Origin of the sequence: Pseudanabaena sp. UWO310 (genome assembly GCF_006861605.1) — a bacterium.
In the GTDB taxonomy this organism is placed as follows: domain Bacteria; phylum Cyanobacteriota; class Cyanobacteriia; order Pseudanabaenales; family Pseudanabaenaceae; genus Pseudanabaena.
Genome location: NZ_SELU01000088.1, coordinates 1 through 18809 on the forward strand (window position 1 = coordinate 1; position 18809 = coordinate 18809).

Consider the following 18809-nt stretch of genomic DNA (forward strand, 5'->3'; position numbering starts at 1 on the left):
CATTCTTGCAACAATTCATCGAGCAGTTCTTTGCGTATATTCATCTGTTTTGGTGTTAGTAGTTGTGTGTCTAGATTGTCTCTCTGTATATATCCCAGACTTTACACAAAATACTCTACACTCTCGAGTTGTTGGATTATCAAAATTACTGAAGACTTTCCCCGCCTTACGAATACTTACCCTATTGATTAGAAAAAAACTATGAACGAAATCCAAGAATATGACCTTGTTGCTTTAACTGAAGATGCGATCGCTACTCATAAAGTCACTCACCAGCAAATCCTACTCAGACGAGGACAAATGGGAACGGTTTTAATGTCCTTTGATAATAAAGCATTCCTAATCGACTTTACCGATAAACAAGGCAATACCTTCGCGATGGAAACAATCGAACCTGTCAAGCTATTACGCCTCATCAATGAACCTGAATTAGTCTATTCATGACTATTCCCCACCTATGACCTTCACATCAGTCCTTGAGAATATAGCTCGATCGCCGATCGCCACAAAAATAGGCGAGAAACTGACAACAGCCAAAAGCATATCCCTGTCAGGACTATCACGCTTAGGCAAAGGACTGATTAGCACCCACCTATGTCAACAACAAACCAAACCCTTACTCATCGTCACCGCCACCGTCGAAGAAACAACCCGATGGGCCTTACAACTTCAGTCCATGTCATGGCGCGTCTATCTATATCAACCCCTTGATACATTTCCCTACGAATCATCCCAAATCGATTTAGAAACTGCTTGGACAAGGATTGAGATATTAGCAGAACTACTTGCCAAACCACAGCATAACTTAGCGATCGCTACCACCATTAACGCGCTACAGCCCCATCTACCATCCACTCAAGTATTCCAAAAACATAGCATCTATCTCAATATCGGCGATTCGCAATCGGTTAAATTACTTGCTGTGGCTTTGTCACGATTGGGATATGTGGAAGTTAAAGAAGTAAAGGACTCAAAACAATGGAGCCGTAAAGGATTTAGTTTTGAAGTATTTCCTGTTAATCGAAATCTCCCAGTGCGTCTAAGCTGCAATCGCGGTACTGTCGAGAAAATCAGAGAGTTTGACCCAAATAATCCTAAAAGCTTCACTGACCTATCCAGCATCGCGATCGCCCCTGTCGATTTGCATGAGTTTGTTTCTGCTCACAAAGCTACATTACTGCATTACTTACCCAAGAACTTTGTCGTTGCTATTGATGAACCCGAACAATGTCAGAGCTATGGCGATCGCTGGTACGAAGCTGCGGAAGAACTTTATCAAAATCAATCGCAAGCCAATACCCCAAAACTGCATTGGGATTTTGCTAAGTGCATGACTGAGGCGAAGAAGTTTCAGATGCTTCAACTTAGCGAGCGATCACTTAAACCCAAAGCCAATATTTTTGATTTTGCGAGTTCTTCTATTCCGATAGTTCCCCATCAGTTTGACCAGATGGCAGCGCTGATTCGTGAATATCTCAAATCGGAATATCAAGTCACCCTGATTTCGGCTCAACCTTTGCGTGTGGCAACTTTACTCAAGGAGTATGACTGCATTGCTAACTTTGTCAGTAATCCTGATGATTTACAGGCCATTGCGCGGATTCAGAAAGCTGGTAAGCCTGTGATTTTGAAATATTCGGGACTGATGGAAATGCAAGGCTTTGTTTTGCCTAGCTGTAATCTAGCTCTCTTGACCGATCGCGAATTATTTGGACAGCAATTATTAGCCTCACCAACCTTTGTGCATCCCTCACACATAACTTCTGCTAAATCAGTTAATCCTGACGAGCTAAATGTTGGCGATTATGTCGTGCATCGTAAATATGGGATTGGTAAGTTTACGCGCTTTGAAACCATTGAAGTGAAGGGAGAAAAGCAACCGCATTACATCGTTGAGTTTGCTGATGGTAAAACTGCGGTGGCGATCGCCCCAGAGAATGAGAAGATTCTCTCCCGCTATCGCAGTGCTTCTAATAAGCCTCCTAAGTTAAATAGCATTGCCAATACAAAGGCTTGGGATAACGCTCTCAGCAAGTGCTAAAAGGAGATTTACAAGTTAGTAAGGGATTTACTGCAACTCTATGTCCGCCGCGCCAATTTAGTCGGCTATGCTTTTCCAACCGATACCGATTGGCAGCAGGAGATGGAGGATTCTTTTCCCTATCAACTCACACCCGATCAGGTCAAAGCTGTTCAAGATGTGAAGCAAGACATGGAAAGCGATCGCCCGATGGATCGGCTGATTTGTGGTGATGTCGGCTTTGGGAAAACAGAGGTGGCGGTAAGGGCAATTTTCAAAGCGGTTTGTGCGGGTAAGCAAGTAGCTCTGTTAGCTCCCACAACGATTCTGGCGCAACAGCATTTTCATACGCTCCAAACTCGGTTTGCGGCTTATCCTTTCACAGTGGAGATTGTGAATCGGTTTCGCCCTGCGAAGGAGCGCAAGCTGATTTTAGAACAGGTTGCAGATGGTAAGGTACAAGTCATTGTCGGTACGCATCAACTTTTGTCGAAGGATGTTGAGCTTCACGATTTGGGTTTACTGGTGATTGATGAGGAGCAGCGCTTTGGGACTTTGCAGAAGGAAAAAATCAAGGCGATGAAGGGGGATGTGGATTTATTGACTCTGAGTGCTACGCCGATTCCGCGTACTCTCTATGCAGCGCTTTCTGGGGTGCGGGAAATGAGTGTGATTGCGACTCCTCCTCCCTCAAGGCGATCGATTCAAACCCATTTATCTGCCTATGATGCGTCACTGGTGAAAACAGCAATTCGTCATGAATTAGATCGTGGTGGTCAGGTGTTTTATGTTGTGCCGCGTATTGAGGGGATTGATGCGATCGCTGATTCTTTGCAAGCGATGTTGCCGAATGTGAGATTGGCGATCGCGCATGGGCAGATGCAGGAATCGGACTTAGAGGCGGCGATGGTTGCTTTTAATAACAATGAGGCGGATATTCTCCTCTGTACCACGATTATTGAGTCGGGTTTGGATATCCCGCGTGTGAATACGATTGTGATTGAGGATGCTCATAAGTTGGGTTTAGCGCAACTTTATCAATTGCGTGGTCGGGTTGGTCGGGCAGGGATTCAGGCTCATGCCTATTTGCTATATCCGCCTAACCTTGAGTTGACAGATTCAGCGAAGAGGAGATTGGATGCGATTCAGGAGTTTAGTCAGCTTGGTTCGGGTTATCAACTGGCGATGCGCGATATGGAGATTCGGGGATTGGGGGATCTCTTGGGTGAGGAGCAGTCGGGTCAGGCAGATGTGATTGGCTTTGCGCTCTATATGGATTTGCTTCAGGAATATCTCCATGAGTTACGCGGGAAGATTCTCCCTGAAGTTGCTGATACTGAGCTTCAGTTGCCGCGTTTGGTGGCTTTTATTCCTGATAGTTACATAGAGGACAATGAGACGAAGATTAATGCTTATTTGACTTTGGCGAAGGTGAAGTCGAAGGAGGAGATTCTCAAGTTGGCGGCAGTTTGGGAGGGTCTGTATGGGGCTTTGCCTGAAGAAACTCAAGTATTGCTCAGGGTGATGGAATTGAAGTTGGTGGCGCGGAAGGTTGGGGTGTTTCGTATTTATGCGTCGGAGGATGGGCGCGATCTGTTTCTGGAATCGAAGCTAACGGATTCGCTTTGGGAGTTACTTCATGCGAAGATTCCGATTGAGTTCTATTATCGTTTTACTTTCGAGAAGGGCAGAATTAAGATTACGAGTCTGGCTCTTCTCCCTGGGGATAAGCAGGTGCATTTCTTAATTGAGTGGTTGGGTTGTTTTTTAACTTAAGCTTTAGACGATCGCTCGATCATCTCAGATTTTATGCCAAAGCATATCCAGTATGCGCTCTCACTTGAGGCGGATGAAAAGCTAGGACAATATGATCCTTGGGAACTCCTGCTGCAACCAGTTCATCAGTAATCCCATCTTCAATACCATCGTAGTGAATCCAGATTTTGTCGTTACGAATTTCGGCATGAACAACACATCCATGTACTCGTCTACTATTTTCCCATCCTTCGCGCATCAGCATAAAGTGGTTGCGATCTCGACTAACGACAACGTAAGCATTCACGTTTCCATAGCGATAGGGAAGATCGGCATAGTATTGGAGCAAAGTTTCTAGGGTTTTGCGCCATGAGTCTAGGGTGTTATCTGTGGTTGCCATTGAATTATCTAACCTTCTTTGATGAGGGCGTTACAGTTGATTATAAGTTGTGTTCATTTTGAGTCAAATAGTTGGTTAGGTTTGCGATAAGGCGTTGATACCTCTCTATGGAAATATTGCCGATCGCTCCAATTACGTTTTTATTAGGGATGACGGTTAGAAAGCTTAGTCGGATAACAGAAGGACTAGTTAAGCCGCTTAATTCAAAGTCAGCATCATTAGGAGAAATGATTTCGTCAAAGTTAGGGATGTATTGCTTTAGTTGGGTGCTTACACCACAAACTAAAAGATCTTGATATTTTGGCATTTTCCTGAGAATTAATGCAGGACGATTTTTAATGGCTCCATTGGATTGTGGAATAGGGGTGAGAATAATTTTACTTTCTTGCATAATTGCTGTTGTGTTCCTTGATTAGCTCTAATGGGTACTCAGGTTCATCTTCTCCATAGCATTGTTCTAAATTTTGTAAAGAGAAGGATTCGAGATTATCTTCTTGTTGAGATAGGTTGCTATCAATGTTGATGGAATTAATGATTTGTTGCCAAAGTTCAACGGGGATAATTACATCGATTGTTTTGCCTTCGGTGTTGGTGACGTAGCGGATACGGTTATCTGTTAGTGCGTTTGGTGTTGCGATCGCCATGATGATCATCCTCTTTATCTTGATTATATTTTATACCGCCGATTGCTAAATCTACAGTGCGATCGCCTCTCGTCAAACCTAAACAAAACCCAATGATAGCGTTAGTACTAAGCAATCGGCGATCGCTCTTGCTTGAGGATGCTGATTATGATGGGCATTCGCTGTCAATGTTACAGAAAATTGCTGGCGCTCTCAATCAGAAGGTTGAGATTAAGTTTTCAGCGATCGCTTCTTGAGACGAGTTTGGTGTAGTCGATGTTTTACAGCAAAATCAAGGAAGATCGATACAAAATTACGATATAACCTTAAAATTTTTGATATGTGGCTTATTGGTGAGCTATATTAGATTTGTGCAATTTGGATCGATAAGAAACCCATTTGCAAAAATATACTAAACGCGAGAGTCCCAAACTTATGTACGAGTCGATTGATTTAGATGCACAGAGAAAGTTGCTCGCAGACTCGCCATCAAAGACTCCATTTGCTCATCAGAAAGAAGCATTTGCTAAACTTAATGAGGTTTTCCAGCTTGGCAAAAAGAAATCAGCTAGTGGGATGCTAGTTCTTCCTACGGGGGCAGGTAAGACATTTACAGCAGTTCGGTGGTTATGTAATCATGCACTGTCTAAAAAAATCAAAGTTCTCTGGTTAGCACCTTCATATTATCTATTAGATCAAGCGGCAGATACTTTTAAAAAGGACATTAGAGAAGTTCCAGATCGGAAAACAATAAATATTCGATGTGTCTCTAGCAGTAAGTCCCATGCAAAAGCGTCATCAATACAATTGTCAGATGATGTGATCTTGATGACAACCCAAACCGCCATCATTAACCTACACAGTAACGCTAAAGACAAATTTAATCAGAGCATTACAACAGCATTAAGAAAGTTTATTGATGACAATCAAAATTCTGAGTTCTTTGTAGTAGTTGATGAAGCTCATCATACTCCCGCCTATGGCTTACGGAATCTTTTAATCAGCGAACAAGAGTCTAATTTAGGGTTGCGTAGCCTATTACCTAATTTGTATTTGTTAGGTCTTACTGCAACGCCGACATACACCGACAAAGCTAAGAAAGGTTGGCTCTCGAAAATATTTACTGATGGAAAACAGGGCATTATTTATCAAGCTGACAAAGAAAAGTTAATGATGCAAGGTATTTTGGCTAGACCAAATTATACTGAAATTCCTACTGGTACAGAGGTTGAATTAGATGATGCTTTGTATGAAGAATTAACTAACAAGCATAAAGATTTGCCAGAGAAAATTATAGAAACTCTTGCAGAGAATCAGGATAGAAATAATGCAATCGTTAATACTTACTTAGCAGATAAGGAGCGATATGGTAAGACAATTATTTTTGCAGATCGTTGGTTTCAATGTGTTTATTTAAAAGATAAATTACGAGAAAAAGGTATTAGAGTAGACGCTATATATTCACAAATTGATGCCGACAAAGGTTCGGCTGAAGCAAGAAATAAGGTTACTCAAAGTGATAATCAAAGGATTTTGAGGCAATTTGCAACTGGATTAGATGAAAATAATAATCATTCCTCCCTTGATGTTTTGATTAATGTAAGAATGTTAACAGAAGGAGCGGATGTGCCTACTGTTCAAACGGTATTTATTACTCGACAAACTACAAGTCAGATTTTGATGACACAGATGATCGGTCGTGCTTTACGGGGCGAAAAAGCAGGAGGCAGTAGTGAAGCGAATATTGTTTTATTCTTTGATGATTGGAAGCGTTTAATTGATTGGGCGGATCCTGCCCATGAAGATGGTGGTACAAAAGAAACTAAAGTTCCTAAGAGAGAAAGGTATCCTCTTGAATATATTGCGATTCATTTAGTAGAAGAGCTTTCAAAATCCATTGAAAATGACGGCGATTATCCAATGCCACCATTTTCAAGAATTTTCCCTGTTGGTTGGTACAAGACTGAAATCACCTATGCTGAAGATGATGAAAGTCAAGACACAATGGAAACAGTCACAGAATTTGTAATGGTCTACGAGCATACCCAAAAGCGATTTCAAGATTTTATTAAGTTCATCGACAAAGCTTATTTAAAGGATGAATGGACTAAAGAGCGTCTTGAGTATGAATGGATCGAATCTGAAATTAAATCTTGGATCAAAATCTATTTTGATGCTGATTCAGACAATATTGGTGAAAAATTAAGTTCTAGCGTAACTAAAATTGTTCGTCATATTGCTCAAAATGAAGCTGTACCTCATTATTATCCATTTGAAGATAGAGAATTATATGATGTAGATAAAATTGCTCAGAAAGTTATTGATTTAAAACTCTTTCATCATGCTCGGAATAAGTTTTTACAAGAAGAATTTACTAAACCTAATTCTTTATGGCAAACCTTCTACAAATCCTTTAGGAATTTTGAAACCGCAGTTCATGCTAGTGAAATGAAGATTATTAGCGATGATTCTAATATACCTATTGTTGACATTCCTGCACTAAAGCCTCAGCCCGTAATCCGAGAGCTAACCGAAAAAGATAAGAAACAAGTTAAAGAACGTGATGGTAATGCCTGTTTATGCTGTGGAGATAATAGAAGATTACAAGTTGATCATGTTTTTCCGTTCATTTTAGGAGGACAAACATCTATAGATAATTCGCAAACATTATGTATGAGATGCAACGGCTTTAAGGGTAAAAATGAGATTGACTTTCGGACTAAAAAAACTCCTTTAAAAAGCCCTAAAGCATTTGATACAGCTAATCTGAATAAACTTGTTTCAGCCGACAAAAATATTGCGGAAAGTCTAACTAGAGTTATCAACTTTTTCTATAACTGTAGTGCCGTTTATAGAATCGTTCATTACAAGGCTAATAGTGATAAATATTTAACTATCTGGGAAATTCATTTGTTTTCTGGTAATGATCCTCAATGGTTAAGACAACATGAACCGCAAATTTTTAATTTCATTCATCATGAATTAGGATGCCCTTTAGTTACAGGTATCAAAATAGTTACGCATAATTCTTAAAAAAGAGAAAATCAAAATGACAGATGCCACCACCCACATTAACATTCCATTTGATGGCTTATGCCTGACAACATCGACTATCTCCAAGGCATTGTCGAACGGCTGACTTTTCACTCTGAAGAGACAGGCTATACCGTAGCGCGGCTAAAAGTACCCAAGGCTCAAGACCTAATCACCGTAGTCGGCAATTTTGCCAATATTCAAGCAGGACAGACTCTCGCCCTAGAAGGCACATGGCGATCAAACTACCAAACAATCCTAATCAAATTCGCAGCACAAATATTCTGGTCACAACTCAAAAGAGCTACCTGATTTCCTTGTCCCTCTACCACCAAAGCCGTTGATACAATCTGGCGATCGTGCATCTCATTGATAGAAGTGAGGTTGACACTTTTCTCAATCACCTCAGCATCAAGTGGATAGATAGAGAGTCGTTTATCTTGCTTCACTACCTTTAACAAAGCATCAACAGAAGGAATTGAAGTCTTACCACGACTCACAATCCATACCGCCTCCGCCAAAGCGATCGCAGGTAAAACTAATTCACTACTTGAATCCGCAAGAATTTCTTTAGCAGTCACTCCTAAGCGAGAATTACCTTCCAAAAACCAGATTAAAGCATGGGTATCAAGAATATATTTCATATTGCTAGAATCAATCCCAACCAAGAGTATCGTCAATATCACCATTAAACTCAGTATCTCTAAAATCAGCTTCAGTCGATTGTTGAGAACCTGAAAACATCCCAAACGACATAAACTGACTAGCGAGACTGGCTGACTGAGGCTTAAAGAAAGTCACAAAAACTTGGCTCTCCGTAATATCTTGAGGGATTTCCGCTAACTCGACTTTACCGTTCCGATATATTCCTTGGATTGTCTGTAACATAATCGTTTGCGCTGGTTAATTTGAGCGATCGCCAATCAATTGTAACACTACAACATTTTAGCTAATAATGGTAAAGCGATCGCTACATTTATCCGTCCTTATGGCTTATGCCTGACAACACCGACTACCTACAAGGCATCATCGAACGGCTGACTTTTCACTCTGAAGAGACAGGCTATACCGTAGCGCGACTAAAAGTGCCCAAGGCTCAAGACTTAATTACCATAGTCGGTAACTTTGCCAATATCCAAGCAGGACAGACTCTCGCCCTAGAAGGCACATGGCGATCGCACCCTAAATTTGGCGACCAATTCCAAGTCACTCAATACCGTGAAACTAAACCCGCAACAATTACAGGCATTGAGAAATATCTCGGCAGTGGTCTGATTAAAGGCGTGGGACCAGTCACCGCGAAACGTATCGTTGCTCATTTTGGCTTGGATACCCTTGACATCATTGAGAATGAGATTGACCGTCTGATTGAAGTTCCTGGCATTGCCAAGAAACGGGTGAAGATGATTAAGATTGCTTGGGAAACGCAAAAGGCAATTAAGGAGGTCATGGTATTTCTGCAAGGACATGGTGTATCCACCACCTATGCAGTCAAGATTTTTAAGCATTATGGTAACGATTCCATTCAGACCGTTTCGGAAAATCCCTATCAACTGGCAACGGATATCTATGGCATTGGTTTCTTTACTGCCGATCAGATCGCTCGGAATATTGGTATTGAAGTTAGTTCCGAGTTTCGCAGCATTGCGGGAATCTTCCATTGTTTAGGAGAAGCTGCTGAAGAGGGACATTGTTATCTGCCCCGCAAGGAACTGGAAGAGAAAGCCATCAAACTACTTGCCCTCGAAGACTATCAGCCAGATCCTGAAACTATCTCTAAAATTGTTCTCTATCTTTCTGTCAACGATCGCTTGGTGATGCAGGGATTAGAAGGCGAGTTCATCTGCTATAAACCTACTTACTTCCACACCGAACAAAACCTTGCCGAACGGGTTTATCAATTACTACAACGCAAACACAATCCAGATCCCGATCGCGTCAAGGCTTGGATCGATCGCTACACTACCCAAAGAAATATCCAACTCTCGCCCAAACAACGGGAAGCCGTAGAGATGGCGGCAACTTCATCGGTTTTAATTCTCACAGGTGGACCGGGGACAGGGAAAACTACCACCACCCGCACGATTGTCGCGCTCTGGAAAGCGATGGGTAAGGAGATTGCTCTTGCTTCGCCGACGGGTCGGGCGGCGCAACGATTACAGGAAGTCACGGGCTGTGAAGCGAAGACAATTCACCGTTTTCTAGAGTTTGACCCGAAATCAATGGGTTTTAAACGCAATCAGGAATATCCTCTGACGGCTCAAGCGATCGCTATTGATGAAGCATCGATGCTGGATCTATTTCTTGCCTTTTCTCTGGTGAAGGCGATTCCCTTGGGCGCTCAACTACTTCTTGTCGGCGATACCGATCAACTTCCCAGTGTCGGTGCGGGCAATGTTCTCCAAGATTTAATCAATTCTCAACAAGTCCCTGTCATCACACTCACTGAGGTATTTCGTCAGGCTCAGGCAAGTCAAATCATCCAGAATGCTCACCGTATCAATACGGGTAAGTTTCCAAACATGGAAAAGGTTTCTAATCAGCCCCAATCCGATTGTCTCTGGCTCGAAATGCCGAATGCTGAAACGGGTCAACAGGGAATTTGTGACATTGTTACGGAGTTATTACCGAGTCTGGGCTTTGACCCTCAGCAGGATATGCAGGTTCTCTGTCCGATGACTAGAGGTGATGTCGGTACGCGCAATCTCAATGTTGTCTTGCAACAGTTGCTCAATCCTCCTGATGCGATGAAGCCAGAAATTAAGTATGGGAGTACGATCTTTCGTTTGGGCGATCGCGTTATGCAGCAGGTGAATGACTATAACCGTGAGGTTTTTAATGGGGACATTGGTACGATTACGGGTGTCGATTTGGAGGAGAGGGAAGTCACGGTGGTATTTGGCGATCGGCAAGTGGTCTATGATTATGCCGATCTCAACGAGATTGCTCTGGCGAGAGCAACGACGATCCATAAGGCGCAGGGCAGCGAATATCCTGTGGTAATCATGCCGCTGTTCATGCAGCATTTTCTGATGCTTTCTCGCAATCTTTTCTACACTGGTTTAACTCGTGCGCGAAAGCTTGCCATCATTGTCGGGGAGTCGAAGGCGATCGGGCTGGCGGTCAAACAGGTTAGCGATCGGCAGAGATATACTTATCTCGCGAAACGGTTAGCAAAGTTTGCAGTCCCTTTAGTTTAAGGCAAAACTGCCAACACAAATCCGTACTCCCATAATTACAAATGTAACGGCAAGAATTAAGACAGCTTTAAAGTTAACTCAAGTGAAATTTTGAATTATTCGGAGGTTTGATCGCCGCTTCCTGACAGGGAGTTTCATCTGGAACCCAATTGTAAGGGATGGGCTGCGCTCGATAGACCCAATTAGCTAAGACCTCTCGATCCAAATCAAGTTTTTGGCGGATGGAATAGGGATTGACATATTCCCACACAATTTCACCAGATCGCGTCACCTGAAACAACCGCCCAGTCATGCCCTCGTCAATTAAGGTATTGCCATTGGGAAGTCGTCGAGCACTGGAAATGAACGAACTATAGAATCCCCAAGCAGGCTGCTTCGAGTCAATCCCAGTATATTGCCAGACGATCGCTTTTGTTTGCGGATCGATCTCTAGAATTCGTGACCCTGATTCTACGCTGAGTCGAGTTGGGGGAAACCCTGAAGGTCCCTCATTATCAAAGACAAGCAGATTCCCAGCACTAGGCAAGCCTTGAGGAATGATATGGGCATCGTGTTGCCCACTGGTTTGATCCACTAACCGAGGGACAGCAAGGCTAAATCTGGGGCGCAGCGAGGTATTTGTAACCGTAGCAGATCCCCCTGTTTGTTGATTCCCAACCGCATAGTCGGGTCCGAGCCGCCAGACAATTTTGCCCGTTTGCTTATCGATGATGGCGATAAAGCTGACTTCGCGAGAGTCGATCATGATATTATCTGGCGCGAAACGCTTGTCTCCTGCATCAAAGAATCGATTAGAGCCAATCGGTTGCATATTGTTGATGGTCAAAAAGCCACCAAATTCTTGTTTGCTTGCACGATAGGCTTCACGGAGCAGCGATCGCCCTTCGGGGGAAATGCCAAACTCATTTATGTGGTCTCCAGCCGTCCAAGTCCAGACGATCTGCCCTTCTTTCGAGACTTCGACAATTTGTTGATCGGCGATCGCTTGCTCGCTAACACCCGCAACGGGATGCTCGATAGTTGTCAGGAGCAGCGTATTGCCGTTAGGCAGGCGACTGATATCGTGATTCTGACGCGCTTTGCCACTGGGAGCTTGAGTTCCCCAACGCCAAACGGTATTGCCGTTCCAATCCAGTTCACCGACTTCCCGATTGTCAAAGATATTGCCAAAGGGAGAAGAGCCGTTTTCAAGTTGAACGAGGATATGTCCCTTATCCCCTACGGTCTGCTCTGGATCTAGCATCTCTGGTGGGAAGCCGAACTTGTTCCATCGATGGACTTCGTTGCCGTCCATGTCGATCAGGTGGGTGTTACCGTCAGGGGCGCTGAATAACACATAGCTGTTGTAAGCTTTTGCAGGATCGTAAATGGTTGTGCCAGTGGGAAAAACGCTAGGTTGGGCGATCGCCTGATCAGTCATGATACAAACCAGAGCAACGGATAGTAGAAACACCAGAGCCGATCGCCCAATCATGCTTCTTACATGAGTCAATATTGAGTTCAAGATAATTAAAGTGGGGCTAAGGATGTAAGTTAACAGATGTAAGTTAACTAAGTGCGTAAGCTGCCACTTGATTGGGTGGCAACGCTGTGTCTCGAACATTAATTTGTTTAGGAATTAATTTGAGTTGATAATACAAATCGGCAACTTTTTGTTGCTCTGCCAACAAATTATCTGTCACAGGTCCTAACCCAAACTGACGGCGTTGAACGGATTTTTGGACAGCCGATGCATCCAGCTTTAGCGCCTCTGTTAATATTTTGGCAAGCTCATCTCGATTCTTATCTGACCAAGCCTCCAAATCGCGCACCTCTTCCAAAATAGCCTTCAAGACCTGTGGTCTTTCCGTCGCAAACTTACGGGAACTGATGTAGTAACCACCAATTTTATTAACACCTTCACCATCTGCGATTACACGAGATTTGATCCCAGTTTCTCCTGCGGCAAAAAATGGATCCCAGATCACCCAAGCATCAGCAGATCCCTGAACAAGAGCGCCACGGGCATCCGCGGGAGCGAGATAGATAGGCTGAATATCGCTATACTTCAGTCCCGCTTTTTCTAGTAACTGCGTAATGAGAAGGTTGGCACTGGAACCTTTTGCAAAGGTAACATTCTTGCCCTTTAAATCGGCAACTGTTTGAATTGGCGAATCCTCTTTAACTAATATTCCCGATCCCTTGGGATTAGGCACGATCGCCGCAGCATAGACCAGATCGGCTCCAGCAGCCTGAGCAAAAATGGGTGGTGATTCACCTACTGGTCCTAGATCAATCGCACCAGTATTTAAGGCTTCCAGCAACGGTGGCCCTGCTGCAAACTCTTTCCAGTCCACCTTAATACCTAGAGAATTGAGGCGTTTGTCAATTGTCCCTTTGGATTTTAATAAAATGGTTGATTTCTGATAGCCAATCCGCACCGTTTCGCCACCTGTAGCGATCGGACTTGCACTTGAAGGCGCAGTTGTTCCAGCTACTGGTGAACTAGCTTGCGGAGAATTTTGGGAGGAGTTGTTTGTACAACTTGCAACTAGTGCGTAGCTACCCAAACTAGTTAGGAAAAGGAAGAGATCTCTTCGTGTGAGCTTCATCGTATGTACTCCATCACTTTATTCTTTAAGGAATCCCTTAAAGAATCAAACATATCGTGCGATTCAAGATTATTCTATTGAAGCTAAACAACTATTTTGATAGCTTTTGATAGCTCATAGCAATATTCAGGAGTTAATCCACATTTAATCTACGGCTTGTCTATCGACAAAGCGTAGATTAAATGTACCCTAGCATAAATGTTTTCAAGGAGCAAACACAAAACAGTATTGAGCAGTATCGACAGCATTATTCGGCAAAAACATAGAAGAAGGACTAAGTGATTATCACTACCGAAAACCAATGGTTAATAAAACAACAGAAACCCCTCGAATTTCATTACTGGTCTTAGGAGCAGTCTCCTTTATGGTCATGGCAGATATGAAAGCCATTGATCCCTTATTACGGATTATTGCCAATGAATTTGGCAGCACCGTTGGCAATACCGCCGCGATCATATCGGCTTACACGATTCCCTACGGATTATTTCAGTTGGTGTATGGTCCCTTGGGCGATCGCATTGGCAAACTCAAAGTTATGACTAGGGCGATCGTTCTTTTCGCTATTGGCACAATCCTCTGTGGGCTTGCTCCTACCCTTCCCTCGCTGATTCTGTTGCGATTTCTGACGGGCATGGTTGCCGCAGCGATCATTCCCCTTTCTTTGGCATATCTAGGGGATAGTTTTCCCTATGCGGAACGTCAAACTGCGATCGGGCGTTATCTGAGCGCGTTAATGTTAGGACAAATTATGAGCAGCACATTAGGGGGGATATTTGGTGAATATTTGAGTTGGCGAGAGATCTTTTGGGTATTGGGAGTAGCATCTCTAGGAGTTGCTATTGTTCTCTGGCGAGCTGTTCAGAAAATCCCTGTGACTGTCTTCAATCGCTCGACACAAACGGGATGGCTATCGATGGAGCCTTATCTCAAACTGATGGCTCGTCCAAATGTGCGGTTAGTGATTACGGCTGTATTTATTGAAGGCTTCTTCTTATTTGGTAGCTTTGCCTATATTGGCGCATTTATTCGCGATCGCTATGGTCTGCCCTATACCTTGGTTGGATTGCTACTAACTGGTTTTGGCATTGGTGGATTAATCTACAGCATTACGGTCAAATGGTTGGTTCGACGTTTGGGAGAACGTGGTTTAGTTTTGGCGGGTGGTAGTTTAATTGGTTTGTGTTATGGTTCTATCGCTTGGTTGCATCAATGGACATTGTTAATTCCTGGAATCATTGTGATTGGATTGGGATTGAATATGCTCCATAGTACTCTGCAAACTAAAGCAACTGAGTTAGCCCCTGAGTCAAGAGGAACCGCCGTTTCTCTGTTTGCATTTAGCTTGTTTTTGGGGCAGGGAATTGGCTCTGCTTTTCTCGGCAAAGTGGTTGATGGTATTGGTTATCACGCTTGCTTTACTCTTTCTGGGATTGTAGTTTTTCTATTGGCGATTTGGTTTGCAAATCAGTTGCGTTTGTTGAAGCAGCTACATTAATAACTTCCCTATCGCCTACAGTTGACGAATCGGTGACCCTGCCAGAAACGCCTGTATGTCTTCGACCGCTTCACGATAGTAAGTACGGTAATTAGACTGCGACACATAGCCCAAATGCGGCGTAGCTAGAAGATTCGGCAGCGATCGCAAGACATCATCGGAGGGCAGAGGCTCTAGCTCAAATACATCAAGTCCTGCACCTGCGATCCATCTTTGTTGTAAGGCTTGAATTAGCGCAGTGCGATCGATGATTGCCGATCGGGAGGTGTTGATCAAATACGCTGATGGACGCATTCGCTTGAGTTCCGCAGCGCCGACTAATCCCCACGTGCGATCGCTCAGCACGAGATGAATGGAGACAAAATCGCTGCTTTCGAGTAGTTCCTCTTTTGAGCTTGCCAGCGATACGCCTACCGTATCGGTTTGTACTGATGTCAGGTTTTGGCTCCAAGCAACAACCTTCATGCCAAATGCTAGACCGATCCGCGCCATCCGACTGCCAATCTTCCCCAAGCCTAGCAAGCCAAGCTGCCGACCGTTGAGATCCATGCCCACAGTACTTTGCCAAGCCCCACGACTGCGGAATGCAGCGTTTTCTAGTACTAGATTACGAGCCAGTCCCAGAATTAACGCCCATGCTAGCTCGGTGGGTGGCTCGGATTTGCTGGCAGTGCCACAGACCACTATTCCATGAGCCTTTGCTGCTAAAAGGTCAATCGATGCATTCCGCATTCCTGTAGTAATTAGGAGTTGCAACTGTGGCAAAAGGGCAAACAATGATGCTGGGAACGGAGTCCGTTCGCGCATAATGATCACAATTTGAAAATCGCGAATGGCAGCAACTAATTCACCTTCGTTATGGAAGTACTGGTGAAAAGATTGTATTTCTACCTGATTGTTAATTGCTGACCAATCCGTTATGGTCAAGGCAACGTTTTGGTAGTCATCGAGGATAGCACAGCGAAGTTTGGTCATATCTATAGCTTCATTCTAAATCCTACGGATTCCTTAATCCGCAATGTGCAGGACGGCTTTACCTGAATACTGGCGATCGAGTAGCTGCTGAGCGACTTCCGCAACCTTTGTCCACGAAGCTTCTATGCTAATAGGCGTGCGAATCTGACCCGTGGCAACGAGATTTGCCAGCCGCTTCAGCCCGATCGCTGCTGATTCCACAGCCTTTAGTTCTCGGAATAAAATCAATCCATACAGCTTCGCGCCACCAAGGCTATAAAATCGCGATGCATTGAAGGTCACTTCACCACCACCAGAGGTTCCAAACGACACCAGCACTCCATCTGGCGCGATCAAACCGAGGGCATCGCCAAGTACTTTACCGCCCACTGATTCCGCAATCAGATGATAGGGACCGAATTTGTCATTGCTAAGATCTTCTCCCAGCACCACCGCAGTGGCTCCAGCCGCTTTGACTATGGCTTCATCCTCTGGTTTGCGAATATGGGCAACCACCCGCGCTCCCGATAATTTAGCTAACTGGATCGCAAAATTGCCCACGCCACCTGTCGCTGCCGTGATTAAGACAGGCTGTTCTAACAGCGAACCACCTTGCAGCAGTGCATGATAGGCTGTTAACCCCGCCACAGGTAATGTTGCGGCTTGGGCAAAGGAGACTGAATCAGGTAATTCTGCCAAGGTTTCCGTGGGAACTGCCACCAATTCTCCCCAAGCCCCAAAGCGCAACAAGCCTACAACCCTTGCTCCTTGAGATGGTCCCGAACCATCGGCAGCAGCAGTTTCGACTACGCCCGCTAAATCCCATCCCGGTCGCCAGCCTGCTTCGGCTGTGGTCGATCGCCTAACTTCTCCACGATTTAGCGAAATTGCCGCCACTCGCACCAATGCTTCATGGGGGGCAGGATTAGGTGCATCGAATTCACGGAGAACCAATCTTCCCGTAACGGTGGGATCGACGGTAACAGCTCGAATTTTACTCATGATGGAATTCCTTTATTTATTTCTTGATTTCATTTGCGAGGGTAGTGATCACTTGGGAGAGGGAGCGATCGCGATCGCGTTCCTCTGGGGTTTCTTTGCCGAGGGTTGTATCTTTGACTAAGCGATAGATATCCGCCGCACCTTGGAAGATCTGTTCCGTTAAACTCAGTGATTTAAAAGTATCGGCAATCTCTTCCATTTCCCCAATCCAGCGATGCGCCTTTGGTGTCATGCTCGGAATCGCTCGGCTTAAATAGTTCAACAATCCTGATTGACTATTGGTTAGTTCCGCTTCTAAGGGAGCATCTAAGCCCAGTTGATGCGCCGCAATAAGCAGTTCAGTGCCGATCGCGGTTAATCCTTTGGTTAGGGCGGCGTAACACATCTTTAGTCCCGAAGCCTGTCCAATTTCGTCACCAATGACACGAATATCCAGTCCATAGTCTCGGAGAGCAAGCAGTTGATCTGCCTGAGTGCCAGAGGCATAAATGCGGGTCTGGTCGGGAACCCGTGGTGGTGGTCCAATAATCGATGCATCCACAAACTGCCCACCTACTTCCGTGATAATCTGCCCAATTCGTTTAACGCGGTCGGGGGCGATCGCATTGGCATCAACATAGAGCAATGGTTTACCGACTGCCCGAATTATCGGCGCAATTTGCTCTGCGGCTTCTGTGGCGGCGGCTGGAACCAGCACCGACAGGATCAGATCGGCTTCGATTACCAGATTTTTGAGCGAGCCAACATCTTCAATCTTTGCCTCAGCAGCTAACTGGCGCGTGCGATCGCTGCGATCGGCTAGGGCTGCCAAGGTATGCAATCCATGTTGAGAAAGCACTGTGGCGATCGCCTGTCCCATTTCCCCTGGACTCAAAATGCCAACCTTTTGCAGTGTCATATAGTAATCCGCAGAACCGAGTTTAAGTTATTAGCATCAATAATCTACGGTAAATACTTGTAGTTATTGTAGATTGCTTTACTATGACCCTACCACTAGATCCTGTAATGAAGCAAGCCCTAAATAGTGATCCCATTCTGCCGATGGGTATAAATCTATTGATATGGAAGCGATCGCCATTTATGCTGTCATCCACATGAAACAATATGACCTCTCCAATGATTAGGTTATAGGCTCCTAATGGCTAACGTGCATTGGTTAAGATGCAAAACTATCTCATGGTAGCTCATACAATTTTGGCTTGTGAGTCAATGCTTTGCTGCTGTGCTTGAGATCGATGCTGTCAAGCCTGCTCAAATTGTTGGATATCAAATTCGCTTAAATTGGCAAATTCAATTTCCTGACCCTTAACTTGCAAGATGATCTGGCGATCGCCTTGTAATCTCTCAACTGTCAGAGCATCTCCGCTTCGTTGGATACCGTAAGAGTTTCTACCCACTTCTCCAAATCTATCAGCCCCTAGTTCATTGAGGAGATGATGACAGATCGCTGCGACCATCTGAGCGTGGTCATTTCTATTCTGCTCTGAGTTAATCGGGATGTCCGCTTTAACAATATTTTTAGATTGCGTTAGTTGGGGTGCTTTAAGCGATCGCTGTTTTTCTAACTCAATCACTAACTCGTTTAACAAACTATCTGATAAACCATGCTCGAGACTGTCAAGCATTTTGTGTAAAGTCTAGAAGCTAGATGTGGAGACGATCCTCAAAGAGGATAGCAAATCGATTAAGGGCGGGTTTCCAATCGCGAATGGGCATTGTCCATTTCTTAGAAATAT

General features: G+C 44.3%; 17 protein-coding genes and 2 pseudogenes. 8 read left to right on the top strand and 11 right to left on the bottom strand.

Features of this window, described 5'->3' with window-relative positions; translation table 11 throughout:
- Nucleotides 1-201 precede the first annotated feature (201 nt).
- The 3 genes from PseudUWO310_RS21075 (at nucleotide 202) to PseudUWO310_RS23830 (ending at nucleotide 3796) form a co-directional block, all read left to right on the top strand.
- Nucleotides 202-444: a DUF4926 domain-containing protein gene (locus PseudUWO310_RS21075; RefSeq protein WP_143190334.1), complete on the top strand. Its 243-nt coding sequence runs from the start codon at nucleotides 202-204 to the stop codon at nucleotides 442-444.
- A gap of 13 nt (nucleotides 445-457) precedes the next feature.
- On the top strand, nucleotides 458-2041 hold the full coding sequence (locus PseudUWO310_RS23825) for a CarD family transcriptional regulator (RefSeq protein WP_317845606.1): 1584 nt from the start codon (nucleotides 458-460) through the stop codon (nucleotides 2039-2041).
- A gap of 102 nt (nucleotides 2042-2143) precedes the next feature.
- Nucleotides 2144-3796: a DEAD/DEAH box helicase gene (locus PseudUWO310_RS23830; protein WP_317845607.1), complete on the top strand. Its 1653-nt coding sequence runs from the start codon at nucleotides 2144-2146 to the stop codon at nucleotides 3794-3796.
- A 31-nt stretch (nucleotides 3797-3827) separates the two neighbouring features.
- Here the strand turns inward: PseudUWO310_RS23830 and PseudUWO310_RS21085 are convergent, their stop codons facing one another.
- The 3 genes from PseudUWO310_RS21085 to PseudUWO310_RS21095 are packed head-to-tail and all read right to left on the bottom strand — an operon-like array spanning nucleotide 3828 to nucleotide 4819.
- The gene (locus PseudUWO310_RS21085; RefSeq protein ID WP_143190335.1) at nucleotides 3828-4175 is read right to left on the bottom strand and encodes a XisI protein; all 348 of its coding nucleotides are present in this window, start codon (nucleotides 4173-4175) and stop codon (nucleotides 3828-3830) included.
- 40 nt (nucleotides 4176-4215) lie between these two features.
- Nucleotides 4216-4566, bottom strand: coding sequence for a type II toxin-antitoxin system PemK/MazF family toxin (locus tag PseudUWO310_RS21090; protein WP_143190336.1), 351 nt, complete (start codon nucleotides 4564-4566; stop codon nucleotides 4216-4218).
- Nucleotides 4553-4819 carry a hypothetical protein gene (locus tag PseudUWO310_RS21095; RefSeq protein ID WP_143190337.1) on the bottom strand — a complete coding sequence of 89 codons (267 nt, stop codon included), beginning with the start codon at nucleotides 4817-4819 and terminating at the stop codon, nucleotides 4553-4555. The genes PseudUWO310_RS21090 and PseudUWO310_RS21095 overlap by 14 nt, the downstream gene beginning before the upstream one ends.
- A gap of 100 nt (nucleotides 4820-4919) precedes the next feature.
- Here PseudUWO310_RS21095 and PseudUWO310_RS21100 point away from each other — a divergent pair.
- The 3 genes and pseudogenes from PseudUWO310_RS21100 to PseudUWO310_RS21110 all read left to right on the top strand — a co-directional run.
- Nucleotides 4920-5055: pseudogene (locus tag PseudUWO310_RS21100) on the top strand (transcriptional regulator); the annotation flags it as partial.
- Nucleotides 5056-5233: 178 nt separating this feature from the next.
- The gene (locus PseudUWO310_RS21105) at nucleotides 5234-7831 is read left to right on the top strand and encodes a DEAD/DEAH box helicase family protein (protein ID WP_143190338.1); all 2598 of its coding nucleotides are present in this window, start codon (nucleotides 5234-5236) and stop codon (nucleotides 7829-7831) included.
- Between the two features lie 60 nt (nucleotides 7832-7891).
- Nucleotides 7892-8077 (top strand): annotated as a pseudogene (locus tag PseudUWO310_RS21110) (hypothetical protein); the annotation flags it as partial.
- Here the strand turns inward: PseudUWO310_RS21110 and PseudUWO310_RS21115 are convergent.
- On the bottom strand, nucleotides 8077-8475 hold the full coding sequence (locus PseudUWO310_RS21115) for a type II toxin-antitoxin system VapC family toxin (RefSeq protein WP_055076446.1): 399 nt from the start codon (nucleotides 8473-8475) through the stop codon (nucleotides 8077-8079). The pseudogene PseudUWO310_RS21110 and the gene PseudUWO310_RS21115 overlap by 1 nt on opposite strands.
- A gap of 10 nt (nucleotides 8476-8485) precedes the next feature.
- Nucleotides 8486-8719 carry a hypothetical protein gene (locus tag PseudUWO310_RS21120; protein WP_143190340.1) on the bottom strand — a complete coding sequence of 78 codons (234 nt, stop codon included), beginning with the start codon at nucleotides 8717-8719 and terminating at the stop codon, nucleotides 8486-8488.
- Nucleotides 8720-8826: 107 nt separating this feature from the next.
- Here PseudUWO310_RS21120 and PseudUWO310_RS21125 point away from each other — a divergent pair, with 107 nt between their 5' ends.
- Nucleotides 8827-11031 (top strand): ATP-dependent RecD-like DNA helicase, encoded by a 2205-nt coding sequence (locus PseudUWO310_RS21125; protein ID WP_143190341.1) that lies wholly within the window; start codon nucleotides 8827-8829, stop codon nucleotides 11029-11031.
- Between the two features lie 73 nt (nucleotides 11032-11104).
- Here the strand turns inward: PseudUWO310_RS21125 and PseudUWO310_RS21130 are convergent, their stop codons facing one another.
- Together PseudUWO310_RS21130 and PseudUWO310_RS21135 are read right to left on the bottom strand one after the other, a co-directional pair.
- Entirely contained in the window at nucleotides 11105-12505 is a 1401-nt protein-coding gene (locus PseudUWO310_RS21130) for an aryl-sulfate sulfotransferase (RefSeq protein WP_143190348.1), read from the bottom strand.
- Nucleotides 12506-12578: 73 nt separating this feature from the next.
- Entirely contained in the window at nucleotides 12579-13622 is a 1044-nt protein-coding gene (locus PseudUWO310_RS21135; protein WP_143190342.1) for a sulfonate ABC transporter substrate-binding protein, read from the bottom strand.
- A gap of 301 nt (nucleotides 13623-13923) precedes the next feature.
- Here PseudUWO310_RS21135 and PseudUWO310_RS21140 point away from each other — a divergent pair, with 301 nt between their 5' ends.
- Nucleotides 13924-15117: an MFS transporter gene (locus PseudUWO310_RS21140; protein WP_143190343.1), complete on the top strand. Its 1194-nt coding sequence runs from the start codon at nucleotides 13924-13926 to the stop codon at nucleotides 15115-15117.
- 15 nt (nucleotides 15118-15132) lie between these two features.
- On the opposite strand, the gene PseudUWO310_RS21145 is transcribed toward PseudUWO310_RS21140, so the two are convergent.
- The 4 genes from PseudUWO310_RS21145 to PseudUWO310_RS21160 form a co-directional block, all read right to left on the bottom strand.
- Complete coding sequence (locus PseudUWO310_RS21145; RefSeq protein WP_143190344.1) at nucleotides 15133-16092, bottom strand: D-2-hydroxyacid dehydrogenase family protein; 960 nt, start codon at nucleotides 16090-16092, stop codon at nucleotides 15133-15135.
- 33 nt (nucleotides 16093-16125) lie between these two features.
- Entirely contained in the window at nucleotides 16126-17073 is a 948-nt protein-coding gene (locus PseudUWO310_RS21150) for a zinc-binding dehydrogenase (RefSeq protein WP_143190345.1), read from the bottom strand.
- 16 nt (nucleotides 17074-17089) lie between these two features.
- Entirely contained in the window at nucleotides 17090-17971 is an 882-nt protein-coding gene (locus PseudUWO310_RS21155; protein WP_143190346.1) for an NAD(P)-dependent oxidoreductase, read from the bottom strand.
- Nucleotides 17972-18314: 343 nt separating this feature from the next.
- Nucleotides 18315-18698: a hypothetical protein gene (locus PseudUWO310_RS21160; RefSeq protein ID WP_143190347.1), complete on the bottom strand. Its 384-nt coding sequence runs from the start codon at nucleotides 18696-18698 to the stop codon at nucleotides 18315-18317.
- Nucleotides 18699-18809 lie beyond the last annotated feature (111 nt).

Excerpts from the sequence above, each read along its gene's own strand:
- PseudUWO310_RS21130 (WP_143190348.1), bottom strand. The coding sequence starts at position 12,505 with ATGATTGGGCGATCGGCTCTGGTGTTTCTACTATCCGTTGCTCTGGTT.
- PseudUWO310_RS21145 (WP_143190344.1), bottom strand. The coding sequence starts at position 16,092 with ATGACCAAACTTCGCTGTGCTATCCTCGATGACTACCAAAACGTTGCC.
- PseudUWO310_RS21090 (WP_143190336.1), bottom strand. The coding sequence starts at position 4,566 with ATGCAAGAAAGTAAAATTATTCTCACCCCTATTCCACAATCCAATGGA.
- PseudUWO310_RS21085 (WP_143190335.1), bottom strand. The coding sequence starts at position 4,175 with ATGGCAACCACAGATAACACCCTAGACTCATGGCGCAAAACCCTAGAA.
- PseudUWO310_RS21115 (WP_055076446.1), bottom strand. The coding sequence starts at position 8,475 with ATGAAATATATTCTTGATACCCATGCTTTAATCTGGTTTTTGGAAGGT.
- PseudUWO310_RS23825 (WP_317845606.1), top strand. The coding sequence starts at position 458 with ATGACCTTCACATCAGTCCTTGAGAATATAGCTCGATCGCCGATCGCC.
- PseudUWO310_RS23830 (WP_317845607.1), top strand. The coding sequence starts at position 2,144 with ATGGAGGATTCTTTTCCCTATCAACTCACACCCGATCAGGTCAAAGCT.
- PseudUWO310_RS21120 (WP_143190340.1), bottom strand. The coding sequence starts at position 8,719 with ATGTTACAGACAATCCAAGGAATATATCGGAACGGTAAAGTCGAGTTA.
- PseudUWO310_RS21160 (WP_143190347.1), bottom strand. The coding sequence starts at position 18,698 with ATGCTTGACAGTCTCGAGCATGGTTTATCAGATAGTTTGTTAAACGAG.
- PseudUWO310_RS21140 (WP_143190343.1), top strand. The coding sequence starts at position 13,924 with ATGGTTAATAAAACAACAGAAACCCCTCGAATTTCATTACTGGTCTTA.
- PseudUWO310_RS21105 (WP_143190338.1), top strand. The coding sequence starts at position 5,234 with ATGTACGAGTCGATTGATTTAGATGCACAGAGAAAGTTGCTCGCAGAC.
- PseudUWO310_RS21075 (WP_143190334.1), top strand. The coding sequence starts at position 202 with ATGAACGAAATCCAAGAATATGACCTTGTTGCTTTAACTGAAGATGCG.
- PseudUWO310_RS21125 (WP_143190341.1), top strand. The coding sequence starts at position 8,827 with ATGCCTGACAACACCGACTACCTACAAGGCATCATCGAACGGCTGACT.
- PseudUWO310_RS21155 (WP_143190346.1), bottom strand. The coding sequence starts at position 17,971 with ATGACACTGCAAAAGGTTGGCATTTTGAGTCCAGGGGAAATGGGACAG.
- PseudUWO310_RS21150 (WP_143190345.1), bottom strand. The coding sequence starts at position 17,073 with ATGAGTAAAATTCGAGCTGTTACCGTCGATCCCACCGTTACGGGAAGA.
- PseudUWO310_RS21095 (WP_143190337.1), bottom strand. The coding sequence starts at position 4,819 with ATGGCGATCGCAACACCAAACGCACTAACAGATAACCGTATCCGCTAC.
- PseudUWO310_RS21135 (WP_143190342.1), bottom strand. The coding sequence starts at position 13,622 with ATGAAGCTCACACGAAGAGATCTCTTCCTTTTCCTAACTAGTTTGGGT.